We start from the raw sequence: 25,838 nt of genomic DNA on the forward strand, positions 1-25,838 counted from the left end.
GGCGGGCGCAGTTGTTCACCAAGTTAGTATTTATGAATCAAGACTATATCCAAGCAGACCCTTGGTCCATTATCGAGGAAGGATTTGACCGCGAACAGGTAAAATCTTCCGAAAGCCTCTTCAGTATAGGTAACGGGGCCATGGGCCAGCGTGCCAATTTTGAAGAGCAATATTCAGGGGAAACCTTTCAGGGCAGCTACATTGCCGGGGTCTATTATCCAGACAAGACCCGCGTGGGTTGGTGGAAGAACGGCTATCCCGAATACTTTGCCAAGGTCCTCAATGCGCCCAACTGGATCGGGGTGGATATCATCATAAATGATGAAGCCTTGGATCTGAACACTTGCAAAAAAGTGGAACATTTCCGTCGAGAGCTCCATATGAAGGAAGGTTGGTACAAACGCAGCTTTGTGGCCACCCTGCCCAACGATGTGGAAGTGGCCGTTGAAGTGGTCAGGTTCCTGAGCTTGGATTTGGACGAGACCGGTGCCATACAATATAATGTACAACTGCTGAACTCGGATGCCGAGGTCGTTGTGGTCCCCTATTTGGATGGGGGCATCAAAAATATGGACAGCAATTGGGCCGATAAGTTTTGGAACATCACCGATATTGCTTCGTATGGGAACCGGGCCTTTGTGGCATCACATACCATGAAGACCGATTTTGCCGTCTGCACCTTTATGCAGGGCGAACTTTATGTCGATGGGGATACATTGGACATGGAACCCGCAGTTGAAGAAACCGGCACGTCGGTGAGGCATGCCTATAAAGTTGATCTCAGCAAGGACGAAACCCTGACCTTGGTAAAATTTGGAGGTTACACGGTGGACAGGAACCACCCGAAGGATAAATTGCAGGAAGCCGCCAATAAGGTGCTGGAGAAGGCCTCTGCTTTGGGGTTCGATGATTTGCTCCAAAAACAGAAAGATGCTTGGGCAAAGATCTGGGAGATGAGCGACATCAACATTGAAGGCGATGTGAAAGCGCAACAAGGCATCCGGTTCAATATTTTCCAGCTCAACCAGACCTATTTGGGCAAAGATTCCCGATTGAACATAGGTCCAAAAGGGTTCACAGGAGAAAAATACGGCGGAAGCACCTATTGGGACACCGAAGCCTATTGTTTGCCCTTCTACATGGCCACAAAAAACCAAGAAGTCGCTTGGAACCTGCTTCAATATCGATACAACCATCTCCAGAAGGCCATTGAGAATGCCGAAAAATTGGGCTTTTCCAATGGAGCTGCACTCTATCCCATGGTCACTATGAACGGGGAGGAATGCCACAACGAATGGGAGATTACCTTTGAGGAAATCCACAGAAACGGCGCCATTGCCTTCGCCATTTATAATTACCATCGATTTACGGGCGATTACGACTATATCCCCAAAATGGGCCTTGAAGTCTTGATCGGAATAGCCCGATTCTGGCACCAGCGCGTCAATTTTTCAGAGGAAAAGCAGCAATATGTCATGCTTGGCGTAACGGGCCCCAATGAATATGAGAACAACGTGAACAACAACTGGTACACCAACTATCTGGCCAAGTGGTGTATCGATTATACCATCGAACAGATCAGTAAGGTTCGCGAATCCTATCCCAAGGACCATGAAAGGATCATGGCCAAAACAAAACTAGCTCCGGCTGAAATTGAGGATTGGGCCAAGGTTTCGGGCAATATGTACTTTCCCTATTCCGAAAAGCACCAAGTGTTCCTCCAGCAAGACGGGTTTCTGGACAAAAGAATGGTCAAGGTGCAGGATTTGGACAGGTCTGAACGACCCATCAACCAAAAGTGGAGTTGGGACCGGATCTTGCGTTCGCCCTACATCAAACAGGCTGATGTGCTCCAAGGGTTTTACTTTTTTGAGGATCATTTCAGCCAAGAAGAACTGGAAAGGCATTTCGATTTCTACGAACCCTTCACCGTGCACGAATCTTCTCTTTCGCCCTGTGTGCATAGCATTCAGGCTGCCAAATTGGGACGGATGGAGCAGGCCTATACCTTTTATTTAAGGACCTCCCGATTGGACCTGGACGATTATAACAAAGAAGTGGAAGAGGGCCTTCACATCACTTCCATGGCAGGAACATGGATGAGCATTGTGGAAGGTTTTGGCGGAATGAGGGTGCTGGACGGCACCTTGCATTTTGAACCAAGGATCCCCAAACAATGGAAATCCTATTCCTTTAAGGTCAATTTCAGGCACCAGATCATTACAGTCACTGTTTCTGCGGACGGCTGCTCTTTTGGGATTACAGGGAAAGGACCACTCACCATACAAGTGCACGGCAAATCGGTCCAATTGATTCCCGGGAAAACGGTCCAGGCATGAAAACCATTCGACTCATCACTGTTTTGATGGTGCTGGGAGCGTTATATTCATGCAAGGAAAGAACAGGGCATAGGCCCACTGAACCATCTATGAAGAAAAAAATAGTAGTTTACCAAGTGTTCACCAGACTTTTTGGGAACACCAAAACCATCAACAAGCCTTGGGGGACTTTGGAGGAAAACGGAGTGGGCAAGTTTGCCGACTTTACCGATGAAGCTCTCAAAGAGATCAAGGATTTGGGCATTACCCACATCTGGTACACCGGGGTGCCGCACCATGCGCTGATCAATGATTATACTGCCTACGGAATTTCGAATGACGACCCTGATGTGGTCAAGGGTCGAGCAGGTTCTCCCTATGCGGTCAAGGATTATTACAATGTAAATCCCGACCTCGCCACCGATCCCTCCAACCGATTGGAAGAGTTCAAGGCCCTTATCCAAAGGACCCATGACGCGGAGATGAAGGTCATCATCGATATTGTGCCCAACCATGTGGCCAGGAACTATGAAGGGAAGACCAACCCCAAAGGGGTAGGGGATTTCGGGGCAAATGATGATACCTCCAAGGAATATGACATCAACAACAATTTTTACTATATCCCCGGTGAAGCGTTCAAGGTTCCCGAATGGCAAGATGGTTACCTGCCATTGGGAGGAGATAAAAGTGTGTTGGCCGACTTCAAGTTCGAAGAGAACCCGGCAAAATGGACAGGCAATGGCTCGCGCTTGGCACAGCCCCATTTCAATGATTGGTACGAAACAGTAAAGATCAATTATGGGGTGCGTCCTGATGGGACAAAAGATTTTGAGGAACTTCCTGATGACTTTGGCGGTAAGGACCATCAGGCCCATGTTGAATTTTGGAAGGACAAGATCCTGCCCGATTCTTGGTATAAGTTCAAGGACATCGCCCTCTACTGGTTGGATTTTGGGGTAGATGGATTCCGTTTCGATATGGCCGAAATGATTCCCGTGGAATTTTGGAGCTACCTCAATTCCACGATCAAAATGAAGAACCCCGATGCCTTTTTATTGGCTGAAGTATATAACCCCGACCTATATAGGGACTACATCCACAAAGGTAAAATGGACTATCTCTACGACAAGGTCGATCTTTATGATAGCATCAAGCACATCATGAAAGGGTATGGTTGGACGGACCATATTCCCGTAGTTCAGCAAAAAGTGGCCGATATTGAACACCACATGCTCCATTTCTTGGAAAACCATGATGAGCAGCGTATCGCCAGTCCAGAATTTGTGGGGGATGCAAAATTGGCCAAACCGGCCATGGTCGTTTCGGCAACCATCAGCACCTCGCCCACCATGATCTATTTCGGGCAGGAAGTTGGCGAACCCGGTGCGGAGGATGCCGGGTTTGGAAAACCGTCCCGCACATCCATTTTTGATTATATCGGAGTGCCACATCACCAGGGATGGATGAACAATAAAAAGTTTGATGGCGGACAGCTTTCCGAAGAAGAAAAAAGCCTTCGGGATTTTTACAAGCATCTATTGAATTTCACGATACAAAGTGATGCCCTGATGGGTAAATACCAGGACATCCACTTCTACAATAAGGAACGGACCGAAGGGTATGACCACAGAGTGTTGTCCTATGTGCGTTGGTCCGAAAATGAAAAACTCATCATCGTCACCAATTTTGATGCAGGAAAAAACTATGCATTTGAGTTGAAACTGCCGGAAGATGTGATTGCCCAATGGCAATTGAAGGATGGGGGATACCTTTTGCAGGATAAACTGTTTGGGGATTTCAATACTACGCTATCAGTGGGGAACGGGCAAGGAAAAATCCAAGTGGAATTGCAACCCCTTCAATCCTATATCCTCGGTTTTGTAAAATAAAAAGCTGTCTAAAAAGTGATAGAATTGTCATTTTGAGCTGTCACCCTGAGCGTAGTCGAAGGGACAGGCGAAAAATCTTTATCGTCTTATTTTCAAATTTTTAAATCTCGAAAAGATTCTTCATTTTATTCAGAATGGCACTTTTTAGACAGCTCCATCAAGTCAAGACCAGATACTATTCCTTGACTGCCGTTTTTTGGTAAACTAAGGCAATCACTGCGCCTATGATTCCATAAAACACGATGTCCAGAACGGCTTCCACGGCATGTCCGGTCAAATCCATCCAGATCATAGTGCCATACTGCAACAGTCCCATTCCAACACCCATGAAGACCCCGATCCATGCCCCATAAGTGAAACCTTGGCTAAGGGAGTGGTGGCCCCTGGCCCATTTACTGTACAAAGTGCTTAGGGCAAAGACAGCTATTAGGTTCCCAACGGCGATCAATCCCAAATTGGGAGGATCTTTCATGGCATCCACTAACGAATGTTGGGAAAAAAAGTCAACAGTGGCAATACCCCAAACAAGGTAACCCAAAAAGAACATGACGACGGTGCCAACCAATGTGGCCAGTAAATTGGATTTTGAAAACATAATCGTTAAATTATTGGTTAGTAATATGATAAATTTATTAATAAAATTTTACCATATCATTAATTATAATTAACATTTATTGACATATTCTGTTTTTTTATTTCAGGAACAAGCCTTGTTTTAATCCTCAAGACTGCACCCGTTTCGTTTTCATATTGTATTTTTAGCATGCTAAAAAACCATGAATGAAGACCTACCTACTTTGGGCATGTATGTCCATGCTTCTTTTTAATAGTTGTGGTATGATGAGATCAGAACCTTTGGTCATTGGCCATAGAGGAGCCATGGGCCACGAAACGGAGAACACCTTGGTTTCCATACAGAAGGCCATGGACCTAGGTGTGGATATGATTGAAATTGACGTGTTCAAAATACGTAGCGGTGAAATCGTGGTATTCCATGATGATAAAGTGGACAGGTTGGCTGATGGTACCGGAGATATTGAGGAATACAATATGGTGGATCTGAAGCAACTTACTTTGGAGGGTGGCCACAAAATCCCGGAACTCCAAAACGTATTGGAAGTGATCAACAACCAAGTGGCGCTGAATATAGAACTGAAGGGAGCTGGAACAGCCGATAGGGTGAATTTCATCATCAATGATCATATCAACAACAAGGGATGGTTCTCGGAGAATTTCATCATCTCCAGTTTTAAATGGAACGAACTCAGGGCCATGCGCAACCTCAATGAGGACATTCAAATAGCCGTACTTACCGAAGAAGATCCATTGGAGGCCATCCAAGTGGCCAAAGAACTGGATGCTGTGGCCATCAACCCCAATTTCAAGACACTCACCCAAGAAAATGTGGATAAGATGCATGCCGAAGGGCTGAAAGTCTACACATGGACCGTGAACGAGTCCCAAGACATCCAGCAGATGAAAGCGTTTGGGGTGGACGGGATCATTACCAACTATCCTGAACGGGCCCATTGATGTTCGATGTCATAGTCATAGGAGGAGGAGCCGCTGGCTTCTATGCTGCAATCCATATTGCAGAGCAAGCGCCGGAGTTGAAAATTGCCATTTTTGAAAGGGGAAAGACGGTACTCTCCAAGGTAAAAGTATCTGGAGGAGGACGTTGCAATGTGACACATGGCGAATTCTCACCCAAGGAACTCGCTACCAATTACCCCAGGGGTGAAAAGGAACTCCTGGGGCCTTTCCACAAGTATGCTCCTATGGATGTCATGTCTTTTTTCGAGGAACGTGGAGTTTCTTTAAAAATAGAGGAGGACGGACGTGTGTTTCCCAAAAGTGATTCCTCACAGAGCATCATCGATTGCTTTCTCAACGAAGCAGAAAGACTGGGTGTTAAGGTATTGAGGAACAGTTCGGTAAAACGGTTTGAACGAAAGGATGAAGGTTGGCAGGTCACCACGATGAACAAACACTACCAGACCAAAAAATTGTTGTTGGCAACGGGGAGCAACCCCAAAATATGGCAACAATTGGAACAAATGGGCCATCACATCGTTCCTCCGGTCCCATCACTGTTCACTTTTAATATCACGGATGAGCGGATAAACGGAATCCAGGGAATCAGTGTCGATGCGGCCGTGGAAGTACTCCCCAAAAAGGTTTTTGCGACCGAAAGAACAGGGCTTGGCCTCAAAAGTACAAGCCATACAGAGCCCGTCCTGCAATCGGAAGGGCCCGTTTTGGTGACGCATTGGGGATTGAGCGGCCCTGCCATCCTTAAACTTTCCGCATGGGGCGCCAACCTATTGCACGATTACCATTATTCCTTCCGATTGAACGTCAACTGGACCCCGGAATACACCACGGGTTCCATGGAGGCTTTCTTAAGAAAGGTGAAGGAAGTGGAGGCCAAAAAAACAGTCTTGCGCACCTCGGCCGTCGATATCCCCAAACGACTTTGGGCAAAACTGGTACATGCGGCCCACATTCAACCCGATGAAAAATGGGCGGATGTTACCAAGGAGAAATTGCAGGAACTCTCCAAACAACTTACTGCATGTTCCTTCAGGGTGGAGGGGAAGAGCACCTTCAAGGAAGAATTTGTGACCGCTGGCGGAATCGATTTGAAAGAAATCAATTTTAAGACCTTCGAGAGCAAATTGCTTCCCGACCTTTATTTTGCTGGGGAAATCATCAATGTGGACGCCATAACCGGAGGGTTCAATTTCCAGAATGCCTGGACTGGGGCCTATTTGGCCGCTCAGGGTATTGTTGCTTCATTCTGATCTACTGCAAAAATAGGGCGATGCCTGCTGCGAGTACAGCACCCAAAATCGGTCCCACAACGGGAATCCAGGAATAGCCCCATCCATTGGAACCTTTGTTCTTGATAGGGACCAGTGCATGCACGATCCTCGGGCCCATATCCCGCGCCGGGTTGATGGCATATCCCGTGGTGCCCCCCAACGAGAGACCTATCCCCCAAACAATCAAGGCCACGGGCAACGCACCCAAAGAACCGAGACCTATGATGGCATTGTCAGTGGACAGTGTCGCATCCGTAAAATATAACACGGCAAACACCAAAACAAAAGTACCTAGAATCTCCGTCAACAAATTCAAAGGGATGTTGGGGATGGCAGGTGCATTGCAGAACACGCCTCTTTTGGTATTTCCGTCCTCGGTGGCATCAAAATGGTCCTTGTTCATGAGCCAAACGGCAAATGCGCCAAGCATGGCACCAATAAATTGGGCAAGGATGTAACTGGCAATGGATTCAACGGGAAATTCCCCTGCAACGGCCAACCCAATGGTCACCGCAGGGTTGAGGTGGGCCCCACTGTGGGGACCGGCCACCACCACCCCGGTATAAACCGCAAAGGCCCAGCCAGTGGTGATCACGATCCATCCGGAACCATTTCCGTAGGTTTTTTGGAGGGAAACATTGGCATTCACGCCACAACCCATGAGCATCAACAAAAAAGTGCCCGCAATTTCAGCAATAAAAGGAGTCATATTCGTTTGGAAGTTAGTTTTTGTACGGTATTATTTTTCGGTCCAGTGTTCCAGTGCTTTTATGGCCCTGTACCATCCCTGGATGCCTTTTTCAATGGCCTCGCGGTCCTGGGTAGGTTCAAAATGTACATCGGTCTGCCAAATATCTTGGATTTCCTCGGGATTTTTCCAATAGCCCACGGCCAATCCGGCCAAATAGGCAGCACCCATAACGGTGGTCTCCACAATCTTCGGGCGCACCGTCACCGTGTTCAGCACATCGGCCTGAAACTGCATCAGCATATCGTTCACCGTTGCACCACCATCCACGCGCAATTCCTTGATGGAAATCCCGGAATCGGCTTCCATGGCCTTTAGGATATCCATGGTCTGGTAGGCAATGGACTCCAATGCGGCACGTGCAATATGGGCATCGGTGCTGCCCCGTGTCAACCCAAAAATGGTACCTTGGGCATGTTGGTTCCAGTGGGGCGCGCCCAATCCCGCAAAGGCGGGGACAAAGAACACGCCTTCGGAACTATCGACCGAAGTTGCCAATTTTTCCACTTCTGCCGAATTTTTGATGATGCCAAGACCGTCCCTGAGCCATTGCACCACCGCTCCGGCAATAAAGATGCTTCCTTCGAGTGCATATTGTGTCTTTCCATTGATTTTCCAGGCCACGGTGGTCAGCAGGTTGTTTTGGGAAACGATGGGTTTTTCGCCAATGTTCATCAGCATGAAACAACCCGTGCCGTAAGTGTTCTTTACCATGCCCTGTTTGGTGCACATCTGCCCGAACAAGGCCGCTTGTTGGTCGCCCGCAATGCCTGCGATGGGAATTTTGGAAGCAAAAAAGTTGGGACAGGTATGCCCATACACTTCGCTGGATTGTTTCACTTCGGGCAGCATGCTCTTTGGAATGGTCAAGAGGTCCAATAGTTCATTGTCCCAATCCATCGTATTGATATTGAAGAGCATGGTGCGTGATGCGTTCGTCACATCGGTGATGTGGAGTTGGCCATCGGTCATTTTCCAGATCAGCCAAGAGTCGATGGTGCCCAGTGCCAGTTCACCCGCCTCTGCCTTTTCACGGGCACCGGCCACATGGTCCAAGATCCATTTCACCTTGGTGCCGGAGAAATAGGAATCGATCACGAGGCCCGTTTTTTTACGGATGAGGTCCGATTTTCCGGCCTTTTTCAGTTCATCGCAATAATCTGCGGTGCGTTTGTCCTGCCACACAATGGCATTATAGACGGGTCGGCCGGTTTTTTTGTCCCAAACCACCACGGTCTCCCGCTGATTGGTGATGCCGATGGCGGCCATCTGTTCCGCTTTGAGGCCTTTTTTACTGACCGCTTCGGCAGCCATACCTGCTTGGGTGGACCAAATTTCATCAGGGTCGTGCTCTACCCATCCGGGTTTGGGAAATATTTGGGTGAATTCTTTTTGTGCTACGGAGATAATTGTTCCCTTTTCATCAAAGACCACGGCACGGGAACTGGTAGTGCCTTGATCTAGGGCAAGGATATATTGGCTCATTTTAGTGATTTATGTGCGCTTGAATTTACTAAAATATTATCTGAGTGGCTACACAAAAACCGAGAAGCGGTATTTTTGTTTGGGTTTGAACTCTCCACTTGCTCTTGATTTTTCACTTTAGGGATTGAGGGCCCATATCCGATAGTTCAGCACGGCGGCAAATCCAACCCAGAGCATATAGGGTACCAATAGATAGGCAGCAGGTCTGCTTATGATCCGGAACCATTTGATGGTGAGAATGATAAGTGTCAAAAGTATCAAAATGACCACAAGACCCAAAAGTGGGTTTTTCAGACCGAAGAATACAATGCTCCACAAAGCGTTGAACAACAACTGGAACACAAAATGGTACAGGGCGGTCTTCACCCAAATGTGGTGATAACCCTTGGACCAGACCATACCGGCCGAAATGCCCATCATAATATAAAGGGCAGTCCAAACAGGGGCAAAAAGCTCGTTCGGGGGAGTGAACGAAGGTTTGTTGAGTGTTGTGTACCAATCATTTACCGAGCTCTGCGTGGCGATACTGGACAGAAATCCGATCAGCAGGCAGACAAGGACACCTATGGTGATATAGAGAATTCTTTTTTTCATGGTCGGTGCAACAGCAACTAAAATAAGAATTTATTTGCATCCAATTTCTTGCTAGGTGCTGGCAAGTGTATATTTGTCCAAATTTCCTTTCAATGACGGAGAACGATTTTCTGCCCAATGTCTATCAGGAATTTCCCTTGTCGGGCAAGGTGACTTGGAGGGCGCCCAGCAATATTGCCCTTGTGAAATATTGGGGAAAGAAACCGGTCCAGATTCCGGCCAACCCGTCCATCAGTTTTACGTTGGATACCTGCGCCACGACCACTTCGGTGACTTTTACAAAAAAAGAGGGAGATGCAGATTTTTCCTTTGACCTGTTGTTCGAAGGGAAACCCAAAGAGGAATTCAAACCCAAGATCCTGACTTTTTTCGAGAGGATAGTTTCTTACCTGCCTTTTCTGAAGGCATACCATTTTGACATAGATACTTCCAATTCCTTTCCGCACAGCAGTGGCATTGCGTCATCTGCCAGTGGAATGGCCGCCCTGTCCCTTTGCTTGATGGACATTGAAAAACAATTGGACCCGACCATGGACCGCACGACCTTCAATAGGAAGGCGTCCTATTTGGCCCGATTGGGTTCCGGAAGTGCCTGTAGGAGCATTCACGGAAGTTTGGTGGAATGGGGAATTCATGAAAACATACCCCAAAGTTCGGATTTGTACGGGACCGAGTACCCGTTTGCGATAGATTCCGTTTTCAAGACCTACCAAGATACCATTTTGCTGGTGCACAAAGGGGAAAAACAAGTGAGCAGCACGGTGGGCCACCAGCTCATGAAGGGCCACCCCTATGCCGAGAACCGCTTTCAACAGGCGGTACAGAACCTGGACAGCCTAAAACCTATTTTGGCCAGTGGCGATTTGGAAGGATTCATCCAACTGGTGGAGAGCGAAGCACTCACCCTACATGCCATGATGATGACCAGTATGCCCTATTTTATACTGATGAAGCCCGATACCCTGGAAATCATCAATAAAATCTGGAAATATCGGCAAGAGAGCAAGGTCCCCGTCTGTTTCACCTTGGATGCAGGGGCCAATGTGCACATGCTCTATCCGGAAAACGTCAAGGAGAATGTGCAGCGTTTCATTGATGATGAATTGGCCATGCACTGCGAAAACGGCCAGTACATACATGATCGGGTCGGGAAAGGTGCGGTCAAAATAAACGACTAAAAATGAATAGTTAAGCTGTTTTTTTACGTTATTTGCCCAAATTTTCGGCACGGGACAAGATTTGGTAGATCAAACAGTTTTGTTCATCGTAATTTTTTAAAAATTAAACAGTATAGTTTGTATCTTAGTACCAGCATATGAAAGGTCCACTCTTCTATTCAAAGATTTTACTGTTCGGGGAATATGGTATCATCAAAGATTCCAAAGGACTTTCCATTCCCTATAATTTTTTCAAAGGTGCGCTGAAAAGGGACAAGAACCCTTCGGAAATGGCGCGCAAGTCCAACGAAAGCCTAAAGGCTTTTGCTGCTTACTTGAAAAATCTGGACAAAAAACTCGTATCCTTTGATATGGAGACCTTGGAAACGGACATTGCCAATGGGATGTACTTTGACAGTTCCATTCCCCAAGGGTATGGCATTGGCAGTAGTGGGGCCTTGGTCGCAGCCATTTACGACCGTTATGCCATGGACAAGATCACTGTATTGGAAAACCTGACGAGGGACAAACTCTTGCAGCTCAAGAAGATTTTTGGCAAAATGGAATCCTTTTTCCACGGGAAGTCTTCAGGTCTGGATCCTTTGAACAGCTATCTCAGCCTGCCCATTTTGATCAATTCCCAAGACAATATTGAATCCACCAGCATTCCTTCCCAGAATACCAACGGCAAGGGTGCCGTCTTTTTATTGGATAGTGGAATGACGGGTGAGACTGCTCCCATGGTCCAGATTTTCATGGAGAAGATGAAGCAGGAAGGTTTCAGGAACATGGTCAAGAACCAATTCATCAAACATACCGATGCCTGTGTGGAAGATTTCCTGAACGGCAACGTGAAGTCCCTTTTTGGCAACCTGAAGCAACTTTCGCATGTGGTCTTCGATCACTTCAAACCCATGATCCCAGCCAAGTTCCACCAACTCTGGAAACAGGGCATCGAAACCAATGATTACTACCTCAAACTCTGCGGATCTGGAGGCGGAGGGTACATCTTGGGCTTTACCGAAGATCTGGAAAAGGCCAAAAAAGCACTCAAGGACTACAATCTGGAGGTAGTGTACAACTTCTAAAAGCAAACCCATGCTTAATAGAAAAAACAAACTCTTGCTTTTTAAGCTATTGAGTCTGTTTTCCGTGGTGAGGGGATATAATATTTTGGTAATCACCTTGGCGCAATATTTGGCGTCCATCTATATCTTGTCGCCGGACATTCCCCTTCGGGAAGTGGTGTTTGACCTCAATTTATTCCTCATTGTGACTGCTTCGGCCCTGGTCATTGCCAGTGGATACATCATCAACAATTTCTATGATGCGGAAAAGGATTTGATCAACAAGCCCACCAAAAGTATGTTGGACCGTTTGGTGAGCCAACGTTTTAAACTCACCACCTACTTCATCCTCAACTTTTTGGCGGTGTTCGTGGCCAGTTACATCTCCTTTAAGGCGGTGCTGTTCTTTTCGGCCTATATTTTTGGCATTTGGTTCTATTCACACAAGCTCAAACGGATTCCTTTTGTGGGCAACCTGGTTTCGTCCACCTTGGCCATTGCCCCATTTTTTGTGGTGTTCGTGTACTACCAGAATTTTAAAACAGTAATCTTTGTGCATGCACTGTTCCTGTTTTTGTTGATTTTGGCCCGTGAGATGATCAAGGATCTGGAGAACATGGCTGGCGATATGGCGCAGAATTACAGGACCATCCCCATTATGTATGGCCCCAAAGTGTCCAAATCCCTCATCACTTTTTTGATTGCCCTGACCCTTGTACCGGCCCTATTGCTCATCAAAACCTTCGATGTGGGGTACATGTACCTCTACTTCATGGCCTGCATAGGTCTTTTGGTGCTGTTCCTTGTGCTCTTGTGGATATCGGGAAGCAAAATACATTACGTGTGGCTGCACAACATATTGAAATTCATTATCGTGGCAGGGGTATTCAGTATCCTTCTGATCGATTTAGATTTGGTATTGAACCGAATTTTGTAATTCTTTGACACTGTGATTTTTTGGAGTGTAAAAAGACTACATTTGCAAAAAATTGATGACTGATGGCGAAATCAGACAATAACCGTAGCAACAGGCCTTCCGGTAACCGAAGGGACCAAGGACAAAGTCAGCGAAAGCCTTTTTCCAAGAAACCCATCAACAAGCAAAAACCTGCCCCACCACAGAAAAAATCCAATCCCGATGAAATTCGATTGAACAGGTACATTGCCAATGCGGGCATCTGTTCCCGAAGGGAAGCCGATACTTTTATCGCGGCAGGAAATGTTACGGTAAACGGGAAGCCCGTCACCGAAATGGGCTACAAGGTAAAGCGTTCCGATGATGTCCGTTTTGATGGCAAGCGCCTTAATCCGGAACAGAAAGAATACATCCTCCTGAACAAACCCAAGAACTTTATCACCACCACCAGTGACGAAAAAGGAAGACGGACCGTAATGGAATTGATTTCCAGTGCCTCAAAAGCCCGCCTGCTGCCCGTTGGTCGGTTGGACCGGAACACGACGGGGCTTCTGCTCTTTACCAACGATGGTGACCTGACCAAAAAATTGACCCACCCCAAACATGGTGTCCGAAAGATCTATCACGTACATTTGGACCAGAGCCTAAGCTTGGCAGATCTGCACAAGATCGAGGCAGGTCTGGAACTGGAGGATGGTCCCATTGAGGTGGACAGTATCAGTTTCATCCAAGGTGCCCCAAAAAAGGAAATCGGGGTGGAGATCCACAGCGGACGGAACAGGATTGTGCGCCGCATCTTTGAGCATTTGGGCTATGAGGTCACCAAACTGGATCGCGTCATTTTTGCGGGACTTACCAAAAAAGACCTTCCCCGCGGCCATTGGCGACACCTGACCGAGCAGGAAGTGATCAATCTAAAAATGATTAAATAAAGGATTGAAGGGCTTAGGTTACCATATTCGATTTTACATGTTGTCCTTGGTATTTTTTGCCTTGGCACTCTATTTCTATTTTTTTTCGGGCCAGAGCCTGATAGATCTCAACGTCGGTGACACCTATTATGTGGTGGCCTACTTCGATTTTTTCCTGCTGTTCGGTATTTGGTTTGCCCTTTGCGGTTTGGGATATTGGATAGTTGCAAAAAAAGGGGTCAAGCTCTACACATGGGCCCATTGGGTGCATGTAATCCTCAGTATTTTGCCTTTTGTGCTTTTACCCCTGATGACCTATTTTCAAGAAAGTTATGGCCCCGATCAATTTGATGGTCTGGCAGCAGCACAAGGATTGTTTGTCTTGAGCCTTGGTGGATTTGTATTGGGTCAGTTGGCCTATTTTTTGAACATTTTGGTTTCTACACTATCCCTAAAGAGAGGAGTCTAAGGGCATCAATTTAAAAGGATAATACCATTCCCCCTGGGCCTTCTATTGACGGATGTTTATGTATTATCGGTTGAACCAATACGTAAACTTGAGCGTCAACGACCACAGATTACCTTCCAGCGGGGAAAGCTGTTCATTGTTGTTGAACACCAAAAAAAGGTCGGAAGCAGGAGCATAACGCCACTGCAATCGCGAATTGATGCCAAAGTTGTTGTTCTGCTCGTTGTACTGCAGTAGGGTGGACCAGAACAATTTGTTGGTAAAGGTGATGTCCGTCTCCGTACCCACCAACCAAAAATCGGTAGTATACCAAGGGGCCGGCAAATCTAAATTGTTATAGCTCAATACAGCACCCAAACTTACATACGGCTGGAATCGATACCCCAGTTCAGCATTCAAGTTGGTACGGTACCCGCTCGCAAAATAGCGACCCAGTCGGGTGGTCAAATTGTAGGTAAACAAACTTTTCGGGCGTGAATTGTATTGCAGGTACATACCGTTCCAGTGGTGCTGCGTTCCACTGGCCAGTTGCTCCTGTCCCGTGTTGGTGGGGTCAAAGGGGGCCAACAATCTCACATATTCGTTAAATACATCCACACTCAGGGAACTGCGGTCCATAAAATCGACACCATAGCCTACAATGGATACATAATCCGTAGCATTCATGTTGGGGTTGAAATAATAGTAACCGGTGTACTTCGGGCCGTGACTCACTACTTTTTCACTAGCGGGCAGGAATTGATACCCAACGGAACCCTCAAATTTGAGATAGTTGTTCCGGGGCACAAAACCCACCTCCGAGGTGAAATCATCCGAAATATATTCCTGTTGTACCCGCCAGTTCCAGTTACGGCTGCTATATTCCAAATGGGCACCCTGGGCAATACCGCTATAGGTTTCATCGGGGCCGAACGATTTCAACATAAACACCTTTCCGTTGTATTTGTTGTCGGCAGAGGCCAGATTGTATTCCAGACCTAAGTTTCGGTTGAATTTGGTGTATTGCGTCTGTAGGCTATCGGCCAAGGCATTATAGTCCAATGATTCCTTGTTCACGAACATCAACCCGATGTTGGAACGGGAAAATACCTTTTGTTGCAAGGAGAGCACGGCAAAATTCTGACTGGGGAGCCCCGTTTCGTCCAGTTTGTCGGTTTGCATGTTCAAGGCGCCCAAACGGAGGTTGCGATTCAGGTTTCCACTGACCCTTGCCCCAGCGATGATGGGCACACCCAACCCGATCCTTCGCGAAAAGAACGGACGGATTTCATCATAACCAAAACTGGCAAAGAGGTCGGCATTTTCAAGGAAAAACTGCCGTCTTTCTGGAAAAAAGAGTTCAAAACGGGTCAAGTTGGCCACTTGACGGTCGACTTCCACTTGGGAAAAATCAGGATTGATGGTCAGGTCGAGATTCAAGGAAGAGGTCAGCCCTAATTTGATGTCACCACCCACCTTAAACTCGTTATCGTACGACAGATTTTCGATACTCGAATTGCCCACTGTGCCCAATACATAGGGAATAATGGAATAGTTGAGTCCCTGTTTGGGCGGTGGCTTGTCCCAGACCATCGTGCCCGTGTAGGCCAGCGAAGCCGTTGGAAACTGTCGTGGTATGGGCGTCCAGCTCGATTTTTCGTTGGTGCTAAGGTCCAATCGGGAAAAGTTTACGCCCCATTCGCTCACGTCCTTTTCATATCGTATTGATTTAAAGGGAATGGCCATTTCCACCACCCATTTGTCCTCATGGCTCTGCACTTCCGATACCCATTTGCTGTCCCAGTTCAGGTCGATGCTGCCACCGTTGGACATGGTGCCGTCCCATTGTGCGCCGTAGGCATTGGCGCCAAAACTGAACCCTGTGGTCTGGTTGTTGAACGGGTCCATGAACAGCAAAAAATTATCGTTGCCCCCAAAGGTGAAGTCCCTGCGGAGCGATTCCACCACATAGGTGTTTCCGGGCGTTTTGTAAAAGGTGGCCAAGAGGTAGAGCTGTCGGTCGTCGTAGGCCATTTTCACCTCGGAAGGCTGGGTGGCCTTGCGGTCGTCCATCGGCAATACCATAAAAAAGTCCTGTGCGGCCTCTGCTTTTTGCCAAGTGGCCTCGTTGCCGATACCGTCAATGGTGAAGGTTTCGTCGGTTTGGTACAGATGGATTTTGAAATCGGCATTTTTCTTTTGCGCAAAGGTCAGCGCATAAAAAAACATAGCAAACGCTATGGAAACGGGAGTGGTTAGGCGGAGGTTATTCATGGTTTGTTCAGTGCCGTAAATGTAATGATTTACTTTGTTTTTTAACAATGAACCCCCATTTCCGCTTTCAAATTATGAAATAGCTATTTTTAGAATGAAAGATGTCTGTTTTACACTGACCCAGGTTACATTTTCCCCATATCCTCGAACAAGGCCCATTGATTGGGGTCCAATACCACGGAATCGGGACGGTCTTTGGCCTTGATCTCAAAACTTTTGGAACGCTCGTCCAGTTGGATGGTTTCAATGATGGTTTGCCCATCTTTGACCAATCCGATTTCCAAAGGAAATTGGAACACATGGTGGTCCTGCATTTGCTCCAAATGCACAATGACCTTTCCTTTTTTGTATTCCCAGTTCCATTTGAGTTGTGGATGTCCTTTGATGAACAGCCACTGCTGGAAAAAGGCATCCAAGTCTTGCCCCGACACCTCTTCCATCACATGGCGGAAATCGTCGGTGAGGGCATTGCTGTTTTGGTAAGAGGCATAGTATTTTCGGATGCCTTCCCAAAAAGTGTCGTCACTCAACTTATGGCGGAGCATGTTCAACACCCATCCTCCTTTTTGGTAGGTGTTGGTGCTCAAGACCTTCATGGGGTCCTGGATGGTAAGGTCCACGATCGGGGATGGATTTTTGCGGTAATAATCAAAGATTTCTTTTTTGTCAGTGGCCAAATCCTCTTTTCTTCGCTCATCGCCATACACGCTTTCCAGATAAAGAATGCAGAAATAGGTGGCAAATCCTTCACTGAGCCATACATGGTTCCAACTTTTCTCAGTGGCGGAATTCCCGAACCATTGGTGGGCAATCTCATGGGCGATCAGGGGCTCCACGGTCTTGTTCCCTGTCACGGAATTCTCAAAATAGGCGATGGTGCCCGCATTTTCCAGTCCGCCCCACTGGGTCTTGGCCTGCATGTTGGCCAATTTGGCATACGAATAGGGCCCAATATGGTTGATAAAGTAGTCCAGCACGTTTGTGGCGACCGAATAATCGCCGAAACCTTCCAAACGGTTTTGAGGGTACACCCAGGCGGAAACCTCAATATCGTGTACTTCACCAACGACCCTGAAGGCAAATTCGGTCACCCCGATGGTCATCACCTTGGTGGCCACTGGAGCGGGTTCTTGGTAGATGGTAAGTTTGTAACCATTTTCCAGATGGCTCTCTTCCAGTTTTTTTCCTGTGGCTACCACATCGTAGTGATCGGGAGCGGTAATCCGGAACTCCACACTGGCTTTATCGTACGGATGGTCCACGGACGGAAGCCAGTGCCGCGCCAAATTGGGCCAGTTGTCCCCAAAAAAGGAACGATTTCCAAATTTGGTGCTCGAAATGACCAGACCACGCTCGGGAACGCCGTGGTATTTTATGGTATAGGCTTGGGTGTTGCCTTCGGAAGTGGTCGGAACAATGTTGATTTTGTTATCCGCATAGGAATAATTGGCGGGTGCGGTTCCTTCCAAAACCTCAGTGATTTCCATGCCAAATTCCCCCGATTTTTGAATGAGGTCCAAGGCAAAAGGAACTGCTGCGGATGTAAAGGAAACAGAGATCTCAGCCTCTCCTTTTATCTCGTTGTTTTCATCGTTCAGGCTGAGTCCGAAAACATAGTTTTGGATATCTACCTGTTCATTTTTGGGATATTGATCTTGGGCATTTCCTAAAAGAGAAACCAAGGCAAACGCCAGAAGGGAGGTCAAAATTTTTTGTTGCATCACGAAACCACTTGAGTTGATGGTTCAAGATACAATTTTGGACAAGAGCTTTGGTGATTTTTTGTGGGGTTTACGTATTTACTCCATACGCATTATTTCCCCTAAACAGTTTTTTTACAAAGGTAGATCAGCTCTGTGGTATCAAACCCAAATTTAAACTGGTCTTCTTTCGAGAACGAATCCACAAAATGATCTTCCGTTACTTCAAAACCGACCTTTTTCAATCGTTCTTTGTAATCTTTGCCATACCATCTTACATGGTCACGTCTTCCAAATGCCTTTAACCTTGCTTTTGGAGAGGTTATGGAAAAATCTTCATAAGTCGTATCACGATTGTAATCAATGGGAACTTGGAATATGCCCATACCATTTGGTTTCATTACCCGGTACAATTCCGACATGGCCAGAGCGTCTTCCGGAATATGCTCCAACACATGGTTACACAGAATAAAATCAAAATGGTCGTTGGGGAATGGAATGTTGGTGATATCGGCCTTCCTTACTTTGGTCTTACCGCCGTAGTCGTAAATGTTTGGATGAAGATCACATGGGAAGTAATCAATCCCGGGCATTTCTGAAAAAATACCATAAAAAACTTTTTCAGGAGCAAAGTGTAGCAAACGCATTGGTTTGTTGATCAATTTTCTATCCTGAATATACTCCCAAACCAATCGGTGCCTTTCCAATGAACCGCAATTATGGCATTTTGCATTCTTCCTTTTCTTTTTGCCAAAGGGCCCAAATTCCCTGTATTCGGAATTGCAAATGGTGCAGTGGACAATGTTTCCTTTAAATATTCTTTCCTTGCTTTTTTTCCGGTATTCCCTATGTTTTTGTTTAATATAAGATTTAAGTAGGTTACTCATAATTTTTCAATGCATTGGTAAGATTTGAAAAACAAAGATGTGTTAAACCGACCAATGCGGATGCCACCAATTGATGGATACCCCTTTTGAGTTTATGGATGAGACTTTTGGGGGGCTTTTCGTCAAATTCAAGGGAACGATTTACAAGTTTTGGGATATAGATCTTGGGCGTTTGCGATAAAGCAAACCACGACAAAAGCCAGAAGGGAAGTCAGGATTCTTTGTTGTATAACGAAACCACTAGAATTGATGGTTCAAGATACAATTTTGGGTAAGAGCTTTGGTGATTTTTTGTAGGGAACTGAAAGAGGAGGGGTTTGACAATGTCACTTATCGGTATCGTTGGACTTATTGTCGTTTTGGTTATAAATGTTCCGTAATTGCGGTTACATTGTTAGCTACAGGGCTTTCTTTTTCCACCCATTGCATATCCAGTTTCTTGTCTTGGCCCATATTCAATTCTTACTATTTTACAACAATTTACCTCGATAACATATTGGAAGTCTTCTAACATCGCTCCTCGATTTCCATAGCAATCTTCAAATTCAAATTCGCCTGGTAGTGCTTTTTGTAATTCCGATAATTCATCTCCAACTTTGAATTTTTGGATGGTATTTTTTAATATATCGTGTCTTACATATTGAGGAACAGTATTGTATGCAATTGAAGGTAGTAATTTTGGGAAAGCATATAAATAAAGGAATAGAAACAGAATCGGCAAAGTCAGAATTGGAATCAGATGAATTTGTTTTAATTCATTCCGTTTTCTGTTCCAAATCAGATGAAAAGTCAGACCGAAAATTAGTCCACAAATAAACGCATCTAAAAAAACGCCCAAAAAGTTGTTTGAAATCAAAAACCCCCAGCCAATCAGAATTGTAAAACCTATTACCGCATAAAGTCCAGATAATAATGTAAAGTTTAGAACTCCGATTTTTTCAGAAAGATTGATAATTCTTTTACTTGGTATTAGGATAAACAGTCCGTAATATATTAGAAGAAAAAAGGACGACCAAAATATCACAACTCCAGTATCTCCTCCAGAAGCACTTTCGTGTCGCAAATTCGACCAAACAATGTGTGTTATTATTTGTCCAATCCAACCCAAGACGAGTGCTAAAAATGATATTTTCTTAAAGTTTTTCATTGGCCTTGTAGCTAACGTTATTAGATATGAATCGTTATTAATGATTTATATCGACCGATAGCTTAGGTAAGTAAAGCTAATACTTTTTAAAAACCCAGCGCCTTCTCCATTTTCACCCGGATCTCCTCCAAGCACAGATTGCCCAAACTGCCCTCATGGGTATGCTCAATGTCCTTTTTGGGCTTGAAGTTGCCATTTTCAATGGCCTTGCCCATGGTCTTATAAGCATCCCGGAAAGGCATTCCACTTTTAACGAGTTCGTTCAAGGTGTCCACGCTAAAAAGGTAATCGTATTTCGGGTCGTCCAAAATCTTGGGATTCACCTTGATTTCCTTCAAACTAAAGGTCATCAGTTCCAAACAGGCCTGCATGTCCTGCAAGGCTGGTACGATTACTTCCTTCACCAATTGCAAATCGCGATGGTAGCCGCTGGGCAAATTGTTGGTAATCAAGGTCAGTTGGTTGGGCACGGCTTGGATCCTGTTGCACTTCGCACGGATCAACTCAAACACATCGGGATTCTTTTTGTGCGGCATGATGCTACTGCCCGTGGTGAGTTCGTTGGGAAAGGAAATAAAATCAAAGTTCTGGCTCATGTAGAGGCAGATATCCATCGCCATTTTGGATAGGGTAGCGGCCACGCTGGAAATGCCAAAAGCAGCGGCTTTTTCCACTTTTCCACGACCCATTTGGGCGGCCACCACGTTGTATTTTAAGGTTTCAAAGCCCATTTCGGCAGTGGTGAACGTTCGGTCTATTGGGAAGGAACTTCCATACCCAGCGGCACTTCCCAACGGGTTTTGGTCCGCAATCTTATGGGCGGCCTGTACAAAGTACAGATCATCGATCAAGCTTTCGGCATAGGCAGAAAACCAAAGTCCAAAAGAGGAGGGCATCGCAATCTGAAGGTGGGTGTAGCCTGGCAACAACACTTTTTGATGCTTTTCGGCCAAATCCATCAACAGGTCGAACAGGGATTTCACCTGCTCCCTGATTTCGGAAAGTTCTTCTTTCAGGTACAATTGCATGGCCACCAAAACTTGGTCGTTCCTGGATCGGGCCGAATGGATTTTTTTGCCGGTATCGCCCAATTTTTCGGTCAGGATGAATTCGATTTTGGAATGCATGTCCTCAAAATCGTTCTCAATGGTGAAATTACCCTTTTCGATATCCTTGCCGATTTCACCCAACGCCTTTACCAAATCCTTGGCTTCTTCCTCGGTGATCAACCCAACCTTGCCCAGCATTTTGGCATGTGATGTGGAGGCGATCACATCGTATTTGGCGAGTACCAAATCTAGTTCGCGGTCATTGCCCACGGTAAAATGGTCTATTTTTTTATCGGTGCTAAAACCTTTGTCCCAGAGTTTCATAGTGAATAATTCAAGTTCAATTGTCAAGTTCAAGCACAGTTTTTTTGTGTTTGAAGCTTATACTTGTGTTTTATTTTTTTAGAAAACCTTCTAATATTTTTATATATAAAGCGATTCCTTCCTCAATCTCATCCACAAAAATAAATTCGTTGGCGGAGTGGGAGCGGGTACTATCGCCAGGTCCCAGTTTTACCGATTGGCAGGTCAATGCCGCTTGATCGGACAAGGTAGGGGAACCATAGGTTTTTCTGCCCAAGGCCAGACCACTTTTTACCAAGTCGTGATTAGGGTCAATGCAGGACGAATTCAATCGCAATGATCGAGGCGTCATTTTGCAGGGCGCTTCCCGTTGCAGCATGTCTGCAATTTCTAGGTTGGTATAGCAGTCGTTCACCCGAACATCCACCACCAAATCCACTTGTGCAGGCACCACGTTATGTTGTTTTCCGCCATTGATCTGGGTCACGGTGAGTTTTACTTCGCCCAGTGCCTCTGAAACCTTCGGAAAAGAATAGTCCTTGAACCACTTCAAGACTTCGATGGTGTTGTAAATGGCATTGTTGTCGTTGGGATGTGCGGCATGCGAAGGAGTGCCTTCCACCACGGCATCAAAAACGACGAGGCCTTTTTCGGCAATGGCAAGATCCATCAAAGTGGGTTCGCCCACCACGGCCACATCAATTTTTGGGAGGATGGGCAGCAAAGCACGGATACTTTTCTCCCCGGCATCCTCTTCTTCCGCAGTGGCGGCCATGATGATATTGTGGCTCAATCCTTCCTTGTCATAAAAATGGACAAAGGTGGCGAGCAGGGAAACCAGACATCCACCTGCATCGTTGCTGCCCAAACCATACAACTTACCATCTTCAACATGCGGATGGAAAGGATCTTTGGTATAAGCAGTGTTCGGTTTTACGGTATCGTGGTGCGAGTTGAGCAAGAGTGTGGGTTTGCTTTCATCAAAATACTTGTTGAAAGCGTAGATGTTGTGGTATTGACGATGGGTCTTTACACCAAAACCTTGCAAAAATGCTTCGATGGCATCCCCTGTTTTGTCCTCTTCCCCTGAAAAGGAAGGAATGGAAATGAGCTCCTTGAGTAACGCAATGGCCTTTTCGGTCAATATTTCTTGGGTCAATTTCATAAAGTCAATGTTGTGTATTCAGGGTTTCCGACTTCGAGCATGCCACTGTTCCCCACGCACACTTTGGAAACGTTGTTCTTCAAGGCATGAAAACAATTGTGCATTTTGGGGAGCATTCCATCGGAAATGATGCCATAGGCCAAAAGTTCATCGTAGCCTTTGGAATCGATATGGGGAATCACCGAGTTTTCATCTTCCACATCCTGGAGAACACCTTTCTTTTCAAAACAATAGTAGAGGGTGGTGTCGAACTGGTCGGACATGGCAATGGCAAGTTCGGCGGCAATGGTATCGGCATTGGTGTTCAGCAATTGTCCTTGGCCATCGTGCGTGAGGGCACAAAAAATAGGGGTGAACCCTGCTTGTAGCAGTTTGAAGATGCCATAGGCATTGACGGAGTCCACATCGCCCACGAGTCCAAAATCCACTTTTAGAACAGGTCGTTTGTGGGCCCTGATGGCGTTGGCATCCGCACCGCTCATCCCGATGGCATCAGTACCCAAGGCCTGGAGTTTGGCCACGATTTTTTTGCTGACAAGCCCTCCATAGATCATGATGGCAATGTCCAAGGTATCGGCATCAGTGATTCGTCTCCCGTTGACCATTTTGGATTCAATGCCCAACTTTTCACTCATTTCGGTGGTTTTGTTGCCACCGCCATGGACCAAGATCTTGTTTCCGTGCATTTTGGAAAACAGGTCCAGGACATGTTCAAATCCCTTGGAATCCTCAATCAGGTTGCCGCCTATTTTTACTACGGATAACTTTTGTTTCATTTGTTTATTTCTATTTTATAATGTGTCCTTCCCGTCAATATTGGCCACTGGGAGTGATTCACATATAAGGTTTGGTCGGTTTGGATCAATTATAATCAATTCATAGGTTTTCCAATATCTTTTTCAGGACGACTTGTGCCGAATAAATTCGGTTTTTGGCTTGTTGGGCCACCAAGGATTGTGTTCCGTCCAATACGGCATCTTCCACGACCACATTCCGCCGTACGGGCAAGCAATGCATGAATTTGGCCTTCCCCAATTTTTGTTCGGTCATGGTCCAGTTGGGGTCCTTGCTCACGATTTTTCCATAATCCATATAACTGCTCCAGTTCTTCACATACACAAAATCTGCATTTTCCAAAGCCTTGTCCTGATCATGTTCTATCCGGCACCCTTGGGTAATCTCCGGGTTCAGTTCATATCCTTCGGGGTGGGTGATCACAAATTCCGCATCTTGGCGTTTCATCATTTCCACAAACGAATTGGCCACGGCATGGGGCAATGCCCTTGGGTGTGGTGCCCAGGACAACACGACCTTGGGCCTGGCCTTGGTCTTGTTCTCGGCCATGGTGATGGCATCTGCCAACGCTTGGAGTGGATGTCCTACGGAACTTTCCATGTTCACCACGGGAATGGATGCATATGTGGCAAATCCGTTGATGACCTCCTCTGCCTCGTCCTTTTTTCTGTCCTCCAGACCGGCAAAAGCCCTGATCGCCACAATGTCACAATATTGGGAGACCACTTGCGCGGCTTCCTTGATGTGTTCCGAAGTGCCTTGGTCCATAATGGTCCCATCTCCGTATTCCAGGGCCCAACCTTCGCTGCCAAAATTCATGACCATGACCTCCATACCGAGGTTCATGGCCGCTTTTTGGGTACTCAAACGGGTTCTAAGGCTGTTGTTGAAAAACAGCAGGCACAAGGTTTTACGTTTGCCCAAACCTTCAAATTGATATGGGTCTTTTTTGAGATTTATCGCTTCTTCCACCCAATCGGGGAGGGAATCAATATCGTTTATGGACAAGTAATGTTTCATTTCAATGCTTTTTGAAGGGCTTCAAAAAATAGGTCGATGTGTTCCTTGGTGATGTTGAGTGCAGGCAAAAACCGTAGCAGTTTTTTGTTGTTAGCGCTCCCGGTGAACATGTAATGGTCATAGATCAGTTTTTTGCGCAGGTCGGCCACTTCAAAATCAAACTCCAGTCCGATCATGAGTCCCCGGCCCTTTACTCTGATGATTTCGGGAACGGCTGCCGCCTTTGTTCTGAAATAGAGGCCAAGTGCTGCGGCGTTGTCCACTAAATTTTCATCTTCCAAAACCTCCAAAACGGCCAAACTGGCGGCACAGGCCAAATGGTTTCCACCAAAGGTGGTGCCCAAAAGGCCATAGGATGCTTGAAAAGATTCATGGATCAAAATACCGCCCACTGGAAAGCCATTCCCCATACCTTTGGCGATGGAAATGATATCGGGTTGGATGCCATGGTGCTGGAACGCAAAGAATTTTCCGCTTCGCCCATAACCGGACTGTACCTCGTCCGCGATGAGGACCACGCCATTCTCCTTGCATTTTTCGGCGATGAACTGGTAGAACTCGGTGGTGGGTTCGTCAAGACCGCCCACGCCTTGGATCGCTTCCAAGATCACCGCACAATATCCTTCCGATGAAATGGCTTTTTCAAACGCATCAAAATCGTTCAACGGCAGAAAGGTCACTTCCTGTTGCAGGTTGATGGGGGCATTGATCTTCGGATTGTCCGTGGTGGCAACGGCAGCGGACGTCCTACCATGGAAACTGTTCCTAAAGGCAATGACCTTTGCCTTTCCGGTGTGGAACGAAGCCATTTTCAAGGCATTTTCATTGGCTTCCGCCCCCGAATTGCACATGAATAGGGTATAGTTTTCGCAACCTGATGCCTTTCCCAGTTTTTCGGCCAATGCTTCTTGAACCGGATTTTGCACGGAATTGCTGTAAAAAGCGATTTTTTCCAATTGATCCTCGATGCGCTTTACGTAATGGGGATGGGTATGCCCAATGGAAATCACGGCATGGCCACCATAGAAATCCAGGTATTTTTGTCCTTTGTCGTCCCAGACTTCAATGCCCTTTGCCGATACCGGGGTCACATCATATAGGGGGTAAACGTCGAATAGTTTCATGGTCTTTTTGTTTGTC

At 46.3% G+C, this 25,838-nt stretch carries 22 protein-coding genes; 9 read left to right on the forward strand and 13 right to left on the reverse strand.

The window, feature by feature from the left end; translation table 11 throughout:
• Nucleotides 1-32 precede the first annotated feature (32 nt).
• Nucleotides 33-2,339 (forward strand): glycoside hydrolase family 65 protein, encoded by a 2,307-nt coding sequence (locus tag FOT42_RS07985; RefSeq protein ID WP_151890048.1) that lies wholly within the window; start codon nt 33-35, stop codon nt 2,337-2,339.
• On the forward strand, nt 2,336-4,207 hold the full coding sequence (locus FOT42_RS07990) for an alpha-amylase family protein (RefSeq protein WP_151890049.1): 1,872 nt from the start codon (nt 2,336-2,338) through the stop codon (nt 4,205-4,207). The genes FOT42_RS07985 and FOT42_RS07990 overlap by 4 nt, the downstream gene beginning before the upstream one ends.
• Before the next feature lie 175 nt (nt 4,208-4,382).
• Here FOT42_RS07990 and FOT42_RS07995 read toward each other — a convergent pair whose 3' ends face one another.
• Entirely contained in the window at nt 4,383-4,802 is a 420-nt protein-coding gene (locus FOT42_RS07995) for a hypothetical protein (protein WP_151890050.1), read from the reverse strand.
• 242 nt (nt 4,803-5,044) lie between these two features.
• Between FOT42_RS07995 and FOT42_RS08000 the strand changes: the two genes are divergently transcribed.
• Together FOT42_RS08000 and FOT42_RS08005 are read left to right on the forward strand one after the other, a co-directional pair.
• Complete coding sequence (locus FOT42_RS08000) at nt 5,045-5,740, forward strand: glycerophosphodiester phosphodiesterase (protein ID WP_151890051.1); 696 nt, start codon at nt 5,045-5,047, stop codon at nt 5,738-5,740.
• Nucleotides 5,740-7,011 carry a BaiN/RdsA family NAD(P)/FAD-dependent oxidoreductase gene (locus FOT42_RS08005; RefSeq protein ID WP_151890052.1) on the forward strand — a complete coding sequence of 424 codons (1,272 nt, stop codon included), beginning with the start codon at nt 5,740-5,742 and terminating at the stop codon, nt 7,009-7,011. The genes FOT42_RS08000 and FOT42_RS08005 overlap by 1 nt, the downstream gene beginning before the upstream one ends.
• Nucleotide 7,012: 1 nt before the next feature.
• Here FOT42_RS08005 and FOT42_RS08010 read toward each other — a convergent pair whose 3' ends face one another.
• From FOT42_RS08010 to FOT42_RS08020, 3 genes are all read right to left on the reverse strand, one after another.
• Nucleotides 7,013-7,741 carry an MIP/aquaporin family protein gene (locus tag FOT42_RS08010; protein WP_151890053.1) on the reverse strand — a complete coding sequence of 243 codons (729 nt, stop codon included), beginning with the start codon at nt 7,739-7,741 and terminating at the stop codon, nt 7,013-7,015.
• A gap of 30 nt (nt 7,742-7,771) precedes the next feature.
• Nucleotides 7,772-9,265: a glycerol kinase GlpK gene (gene glpK, locus FOT42_RS08015; RefSeq protein WP_151890054.1), complete on the reverse strand. Its 1,494-nt coding sequence runs from the start codon at nt 9,263-9,265 to the stop codon at nt 7,772-7,774.
• Between the two features lie 117 nt (nt 9,266-9,382).
• The gene (locus FOT42_RS08020) at nt 9,383-9,859 is read right to left on the reverse strand and encodes a TspO/MBR family protein (protein WP_151890055.1); all 477 of its coding nucleotides are present in this window, start codon (nt 9,857-9,859) and stop codon (nt 9,383-9,385) included.
• Nucleotides 9,860-9,951: 92 nt separating this feature from the next.
• On the opposite strand from FOT42_RS08020, the gene FOT42_RS08025 reads away from it, so the two are divergent.
• The 5 genes from FOT42_RS08025 (at nt 9,952) to FOT42_RS08045 (ending at nt 14,379) form a co-directional block, all read left to right on the forward strand.
• Nucleotides 9,952-11,037 carry a diphosphomevalonate decarboxylase gene (locus FOT42_RS08025; protein ID WP_151890056.1) on the forward strand — a complete coding sequence of 362 codons (1,086 nt, stop codon included), beginning with the start codon at nt 9,952-9,954 and terminating at the stop codon, nt 11,035-11,037.
• A gap of 137 nt (nt 11,038-11,174) precedes the next feature.
• On the forward strand, nt 11,175-12,104 hold the full coding sequence (locus FOT42_RS08030) for a mevalonate kinase family protein (RefSeq protein WP_151890057.1): 930 nt from the start codon (nt 11,175-11,177) through the stop codon (nt 12,102-12,104).
• Between the two features lie 10 nt (nt 12,105-12,114).
• Entirely contained in the window at nt 12,115-13,020 is a 906-nt protein-coding gene (locus tag FOT42_RS08035; RefSeq protein WP_151890058.1) for a geranylgeranylglycerol-phosphate geranylgeranyltransferase, read from the forward strand.
• Between the two features lie 62 nt (nt 13,021-13,082).
• Nucleotides 13,083-13,931: a pseudouridine synthase gene (locus FOT42_RS08040; protein WP_151890059.1), complete on the forward strand. Its 849-nt coding sequence runs from the start codon at nt 13,083-13,085 to the stop codon at nt 13,929-13,931.
• Nucleotides 13,932-13,968: 37 nt separating this feature from the next.
• On the forward strand, nt 13,969-14,379 hold the full coding sequence (locus tag FOT42_RS08045; protein ID WP_151890060.1) for an LTA synthase family protein: 411 nt from the start codon (nt 13,969-13,971) through the stop codon (nt 14,377-14,379).
• Between the two features lie 63 nt (nt 14,380-14,442).
• Here FOT42_RS08045 and FOT42_RS08050 read toward each other — a convergent pair whose 3' ends face one another.
• The 9 genes from FOT42_RS08050 to FOT42_RS08090 all read right to left on the reverse strand — a co-directional run bounded on the left by FOT42_RS08050 (nt 14,443) and on the right by FOT42_RS08090 (nt 25,822).
• On the reverse strand, nt 14,443-16,632 hold the full coding sequence (locus tag FOT42_RS08050; RefSeq protein ID WP_151890061.1) for a DUF5916 domain-containing protein: 2,190 nt from the start codon (nt 16,630-16,632) through the stop codon (nt 14,443-14,445).
• Between the two features lie 125 nt (nt 16,633-16,757).
• Nucleotides 16,758-18,353 carry a M1 family metallopeptidase gene (locus FOT42_RS08055; RefSeq protein ID WP_151890062.1) on the reverse strand — a complete coding sequence of 532 codons (1,596 nt, stop codon included), beginning with the start codon at nt 18,351-18,353 and terminating at the stop codon, nt 16,758-16,760.
• Nucleotides 18,354-18,454: 101 nt separating this feature from the next.
• Nucleotides 18,455-18,979 (reverse strand): class I SAM-dependent methyltransferase, encoded by a 525-nt coding sequence (locus FOT42_RS08060; protein ID WP_192938345.1) that lies wholly within the window; start codon nt 18,977-18,979, stop codon nt 18,455-18,457.
• Nucleotides 18,980-19,613: 634 nt separating this feature from the next.
• Nucleotides 19,614-20,366 (reverse strand): hypothetical protein, encoded by a 753-nt coding sequence (locus tag FOT42_RS08065; protein ID WP_151890064.1) that lies wholly within the window; start codon nt 20,364-20,366, stop codon nt 19,614-19,616.
• Between the two features lie 86 nt (nt 20,367-20,452).
• Entirely contained in the window at nt 20,453-21,739 is a 1,287-nt protein-coding gene (gene argH / locus FOT42_RS08070) for an argininosuccinate lyase (RefSeq protein ID WP_151890065.1), read from the reverse strand.
• 70 nt (nt 21,740-21,809) lie between these two features.
• Complete coding sequence (locus FOT42_RS08075; RefSeq protein ID WP_151890066.1) at nt 21,810-22,883, reverse strand: M20 family metallo-hydrolase; 1,074 nt, start codon at nt 22,881-22,883, stop codon at nt 21,810-21,812.
• A complete protein-coding gene (gene argB, locus FOT42_RS08080) occupies nt 22,880-23,659 on the reverse strand; it encodes an acetylglutamate kinase (RefSeq protein WP_151890067.1) in 780 nt (259 codons plus the stop codon). Before argB ends, FOT42_RS08075 begins: the two co-directional genes overlap by 4 nt.
• 100 nt (nt 23,660-23,759) lie before the next feature.
• Nucleotides 23,760-24,698: a Rossmann-fold NAD(P)-binding domain-containing protein gene (locus FOT42_RS08085; RefSeq protein ID WP_151890068.1), complete on the reverse strand. Its 939-nt coding sequence runs from the start codon at nt 24,696-24,698 to the stop codon at nt 23,760-23,762.
• Nucleotides 24,695-25,822, reverse strand: a complete 1,128-nt coding sequence (locus FOT42_RS08090) for an aspartate aminotransferase family protein (protein ID WP_151890216.1) — start codon at nt 25,820-25,822, stop codon at nt 24,695-24,697. Before FOT42_RS08090 ends, FOT42_RS08085 begins: the two co-directional genes overlap by 4 nt.
• Nucleotides 25,823-25,838 lie beyond the last annotated feature (16 nt).

Origin of the sequence: Flagellimonas hadalis, assembly GCF_007785775.2 — a bacterium.
GTDB classification, from domain to species: Bacteria; Bacteroidota; Bacteroidia; order Flavobacteriales; family Flavobacteriaceae; genus Flagellimonas; species Flagellimonas hadalis.

What these genes read in the sequence shown, in the direction of transcription:
- FOT42_RS07985 (WP_151890048.1), top strand. Translation starts at nt 33, where the DNA reads ATGAATCAAGACTATATCCAAGCAGACCCTTGGTCCATTATCGAGGAA.
- FOT42_RS07990 (WP_151890049.1), top strand. Translation starts at nt 2,336, where the DNA reads ATGAAAACCATTCGACTCATCACTGTTTTGATGGTGCTGGGAGCGTTA.
- FOT42_RS07995 (WP_151890050.1), bottom strand. Translation starts at nt 4,802, where the DNA reads ATGTTTTCAAAATCCAATTTACTGGCCACATTGGTTGGCACCGTCGTC.
- FOT42_RS08000 (WP_151890051.1), top strand. Translation starts at nt 5,045, where the DNA reads ATGATGAGATCAGAACCTTTGGTCATTGGCCATAGAGGAGCCATGGGC.
- FOT42_RS08005 (WP_151890052.1), top strand. Translation starts at nt 5,740, where the DNA reads ATGTTCGATGTCATAGTCATAGGAGGAGGAGCCGCTGGCTTCTATGCT.
- FOT42_RS08010 (WP_151890053.1), bottom strand. Translation starts at nt 7,741, where the DNA reads ATGACTCCTTTTATTGCTGAAATTGCGGGCACTTTTTTGTTGATGCTC.
- glpK (WP_151890054.1), bottom strand. Translation starts at nt 9,265, where the DNA reads ATGAGCCAATATATCCTTGCCCTAGATCAAGGCACTACCAGTTCCCGT.
- FOT42_RS08020 (WP_151890055.1), bottom strand. Translation starts at nt 9,859, where the DNA reads ATGAAAAAAAGAATTCTCTATATCACCATAGGTGTCCTTGTCTGCCTG.
- FOT42_RS08025 (WP_151890056.1), top strand. Translation starts at nt 9,952, where the DNA reads ATGACGGAGAACGATTTTCTGCCCAATGTCTATCAGGAATTTCCCTTG.
- FOT42_RS08030 (WP_151890057.1), top strand. Translation starts at nt 11,175, where the DNA reads ATGAAAGGTCCACTCTTCTATTCAAAGATTTTACTGTTCGGGGAATAT.
- FOT42_RS08035 (WP_151890058.1), top strand. Translation starts at nt 12,115, where the DNA reads ATGCTTAATAGAAAAAACAAACTCTTGCTTTTTAAGCTATTGAGTCTG.
- FOT42_RS08040 (WP_151890059.1), top strand. Translation starts at nt 13,083, where the DNA reads ATGGCGAAATCAGACAATAACCGTAGCAACAGGCCTTCCGGTAACCGA.
- FOT42_RS08045 (WP_151890060.1), top strand. Translation starts at nt 13,969, where the DNA reads ATGTTGTCCTTGGTATTTTTTGCCTTGGCACTCTATTTCTATTTTTTT.
- FOT42_RS08050 (WP_151890061.1), bottom strand. Translation starts at nt 16,632, where the DNA reads ATGAATAACCTCCGCCTAACCACTCCCGTTTCCATAGCGTTTGCTATG.
- FOT42_RS08055 (WP_151890062.1), bottom strand. Translation starts at nt 18,353, where the DNA reads ATGCAACAAAAAATTTTGACCTCCCTTCTGGCGTTTGCCTTGGTTTCT.
- FOT42_RS08060 (WP_192938345.1), bottom strand. Translation starts at nt 18,979, where the DNA reads ATGCGTTTGCTACACTTTGCTCCTGAAAAAGTTTTTTATGGTATTTTT.
- FOT42_RS08065 (WP_151890064.1), bottom strand. Translation starts at nt 20,366, where the DNA reads ATGAAAAACTTTAAGAAAATATCATTTTTAGCACTCGTCTTGGGTTGG.
- argH (WP_151890065.1), bottom strand. Translation starts at nt 21,739, where the DNA reads ATGAAACTCTGGGACAAAGGTTTTAGCACCGATAAAAAAATAGACCAT.
- FOT42_RS08075 (WP_151890066.1), bottom strand. Translation starts at nt 22,883, where the DNA reads ATGAAATTGACCCAAGAAATATTGACCGAAAAGGCCATTGCGTTACTC.
- argB (WP_151890067.1), bottom strand. Translation starts at nt 23,659, where the DNA reads ATGAAACAAAAGTTATCCGTAGTAAAAATAGGCGGCAACCTGATTGAG.
- FOT42_RS08085 (WP_151890068.1), bottom strand. Translation starts at nt 24,698, where the DNA reads ATGAAACATTACTTGTCCATAAACGATATTGATTCCCTCCCCGATTGG.
- FOT42_RS08090 (WP_151890216.1), bottom strand. Translation starts at nt 25,822, where the DNA reads ATGAAACTATTCGACGTTTACCCCCTATATGATGTGACCCCGGTATCG.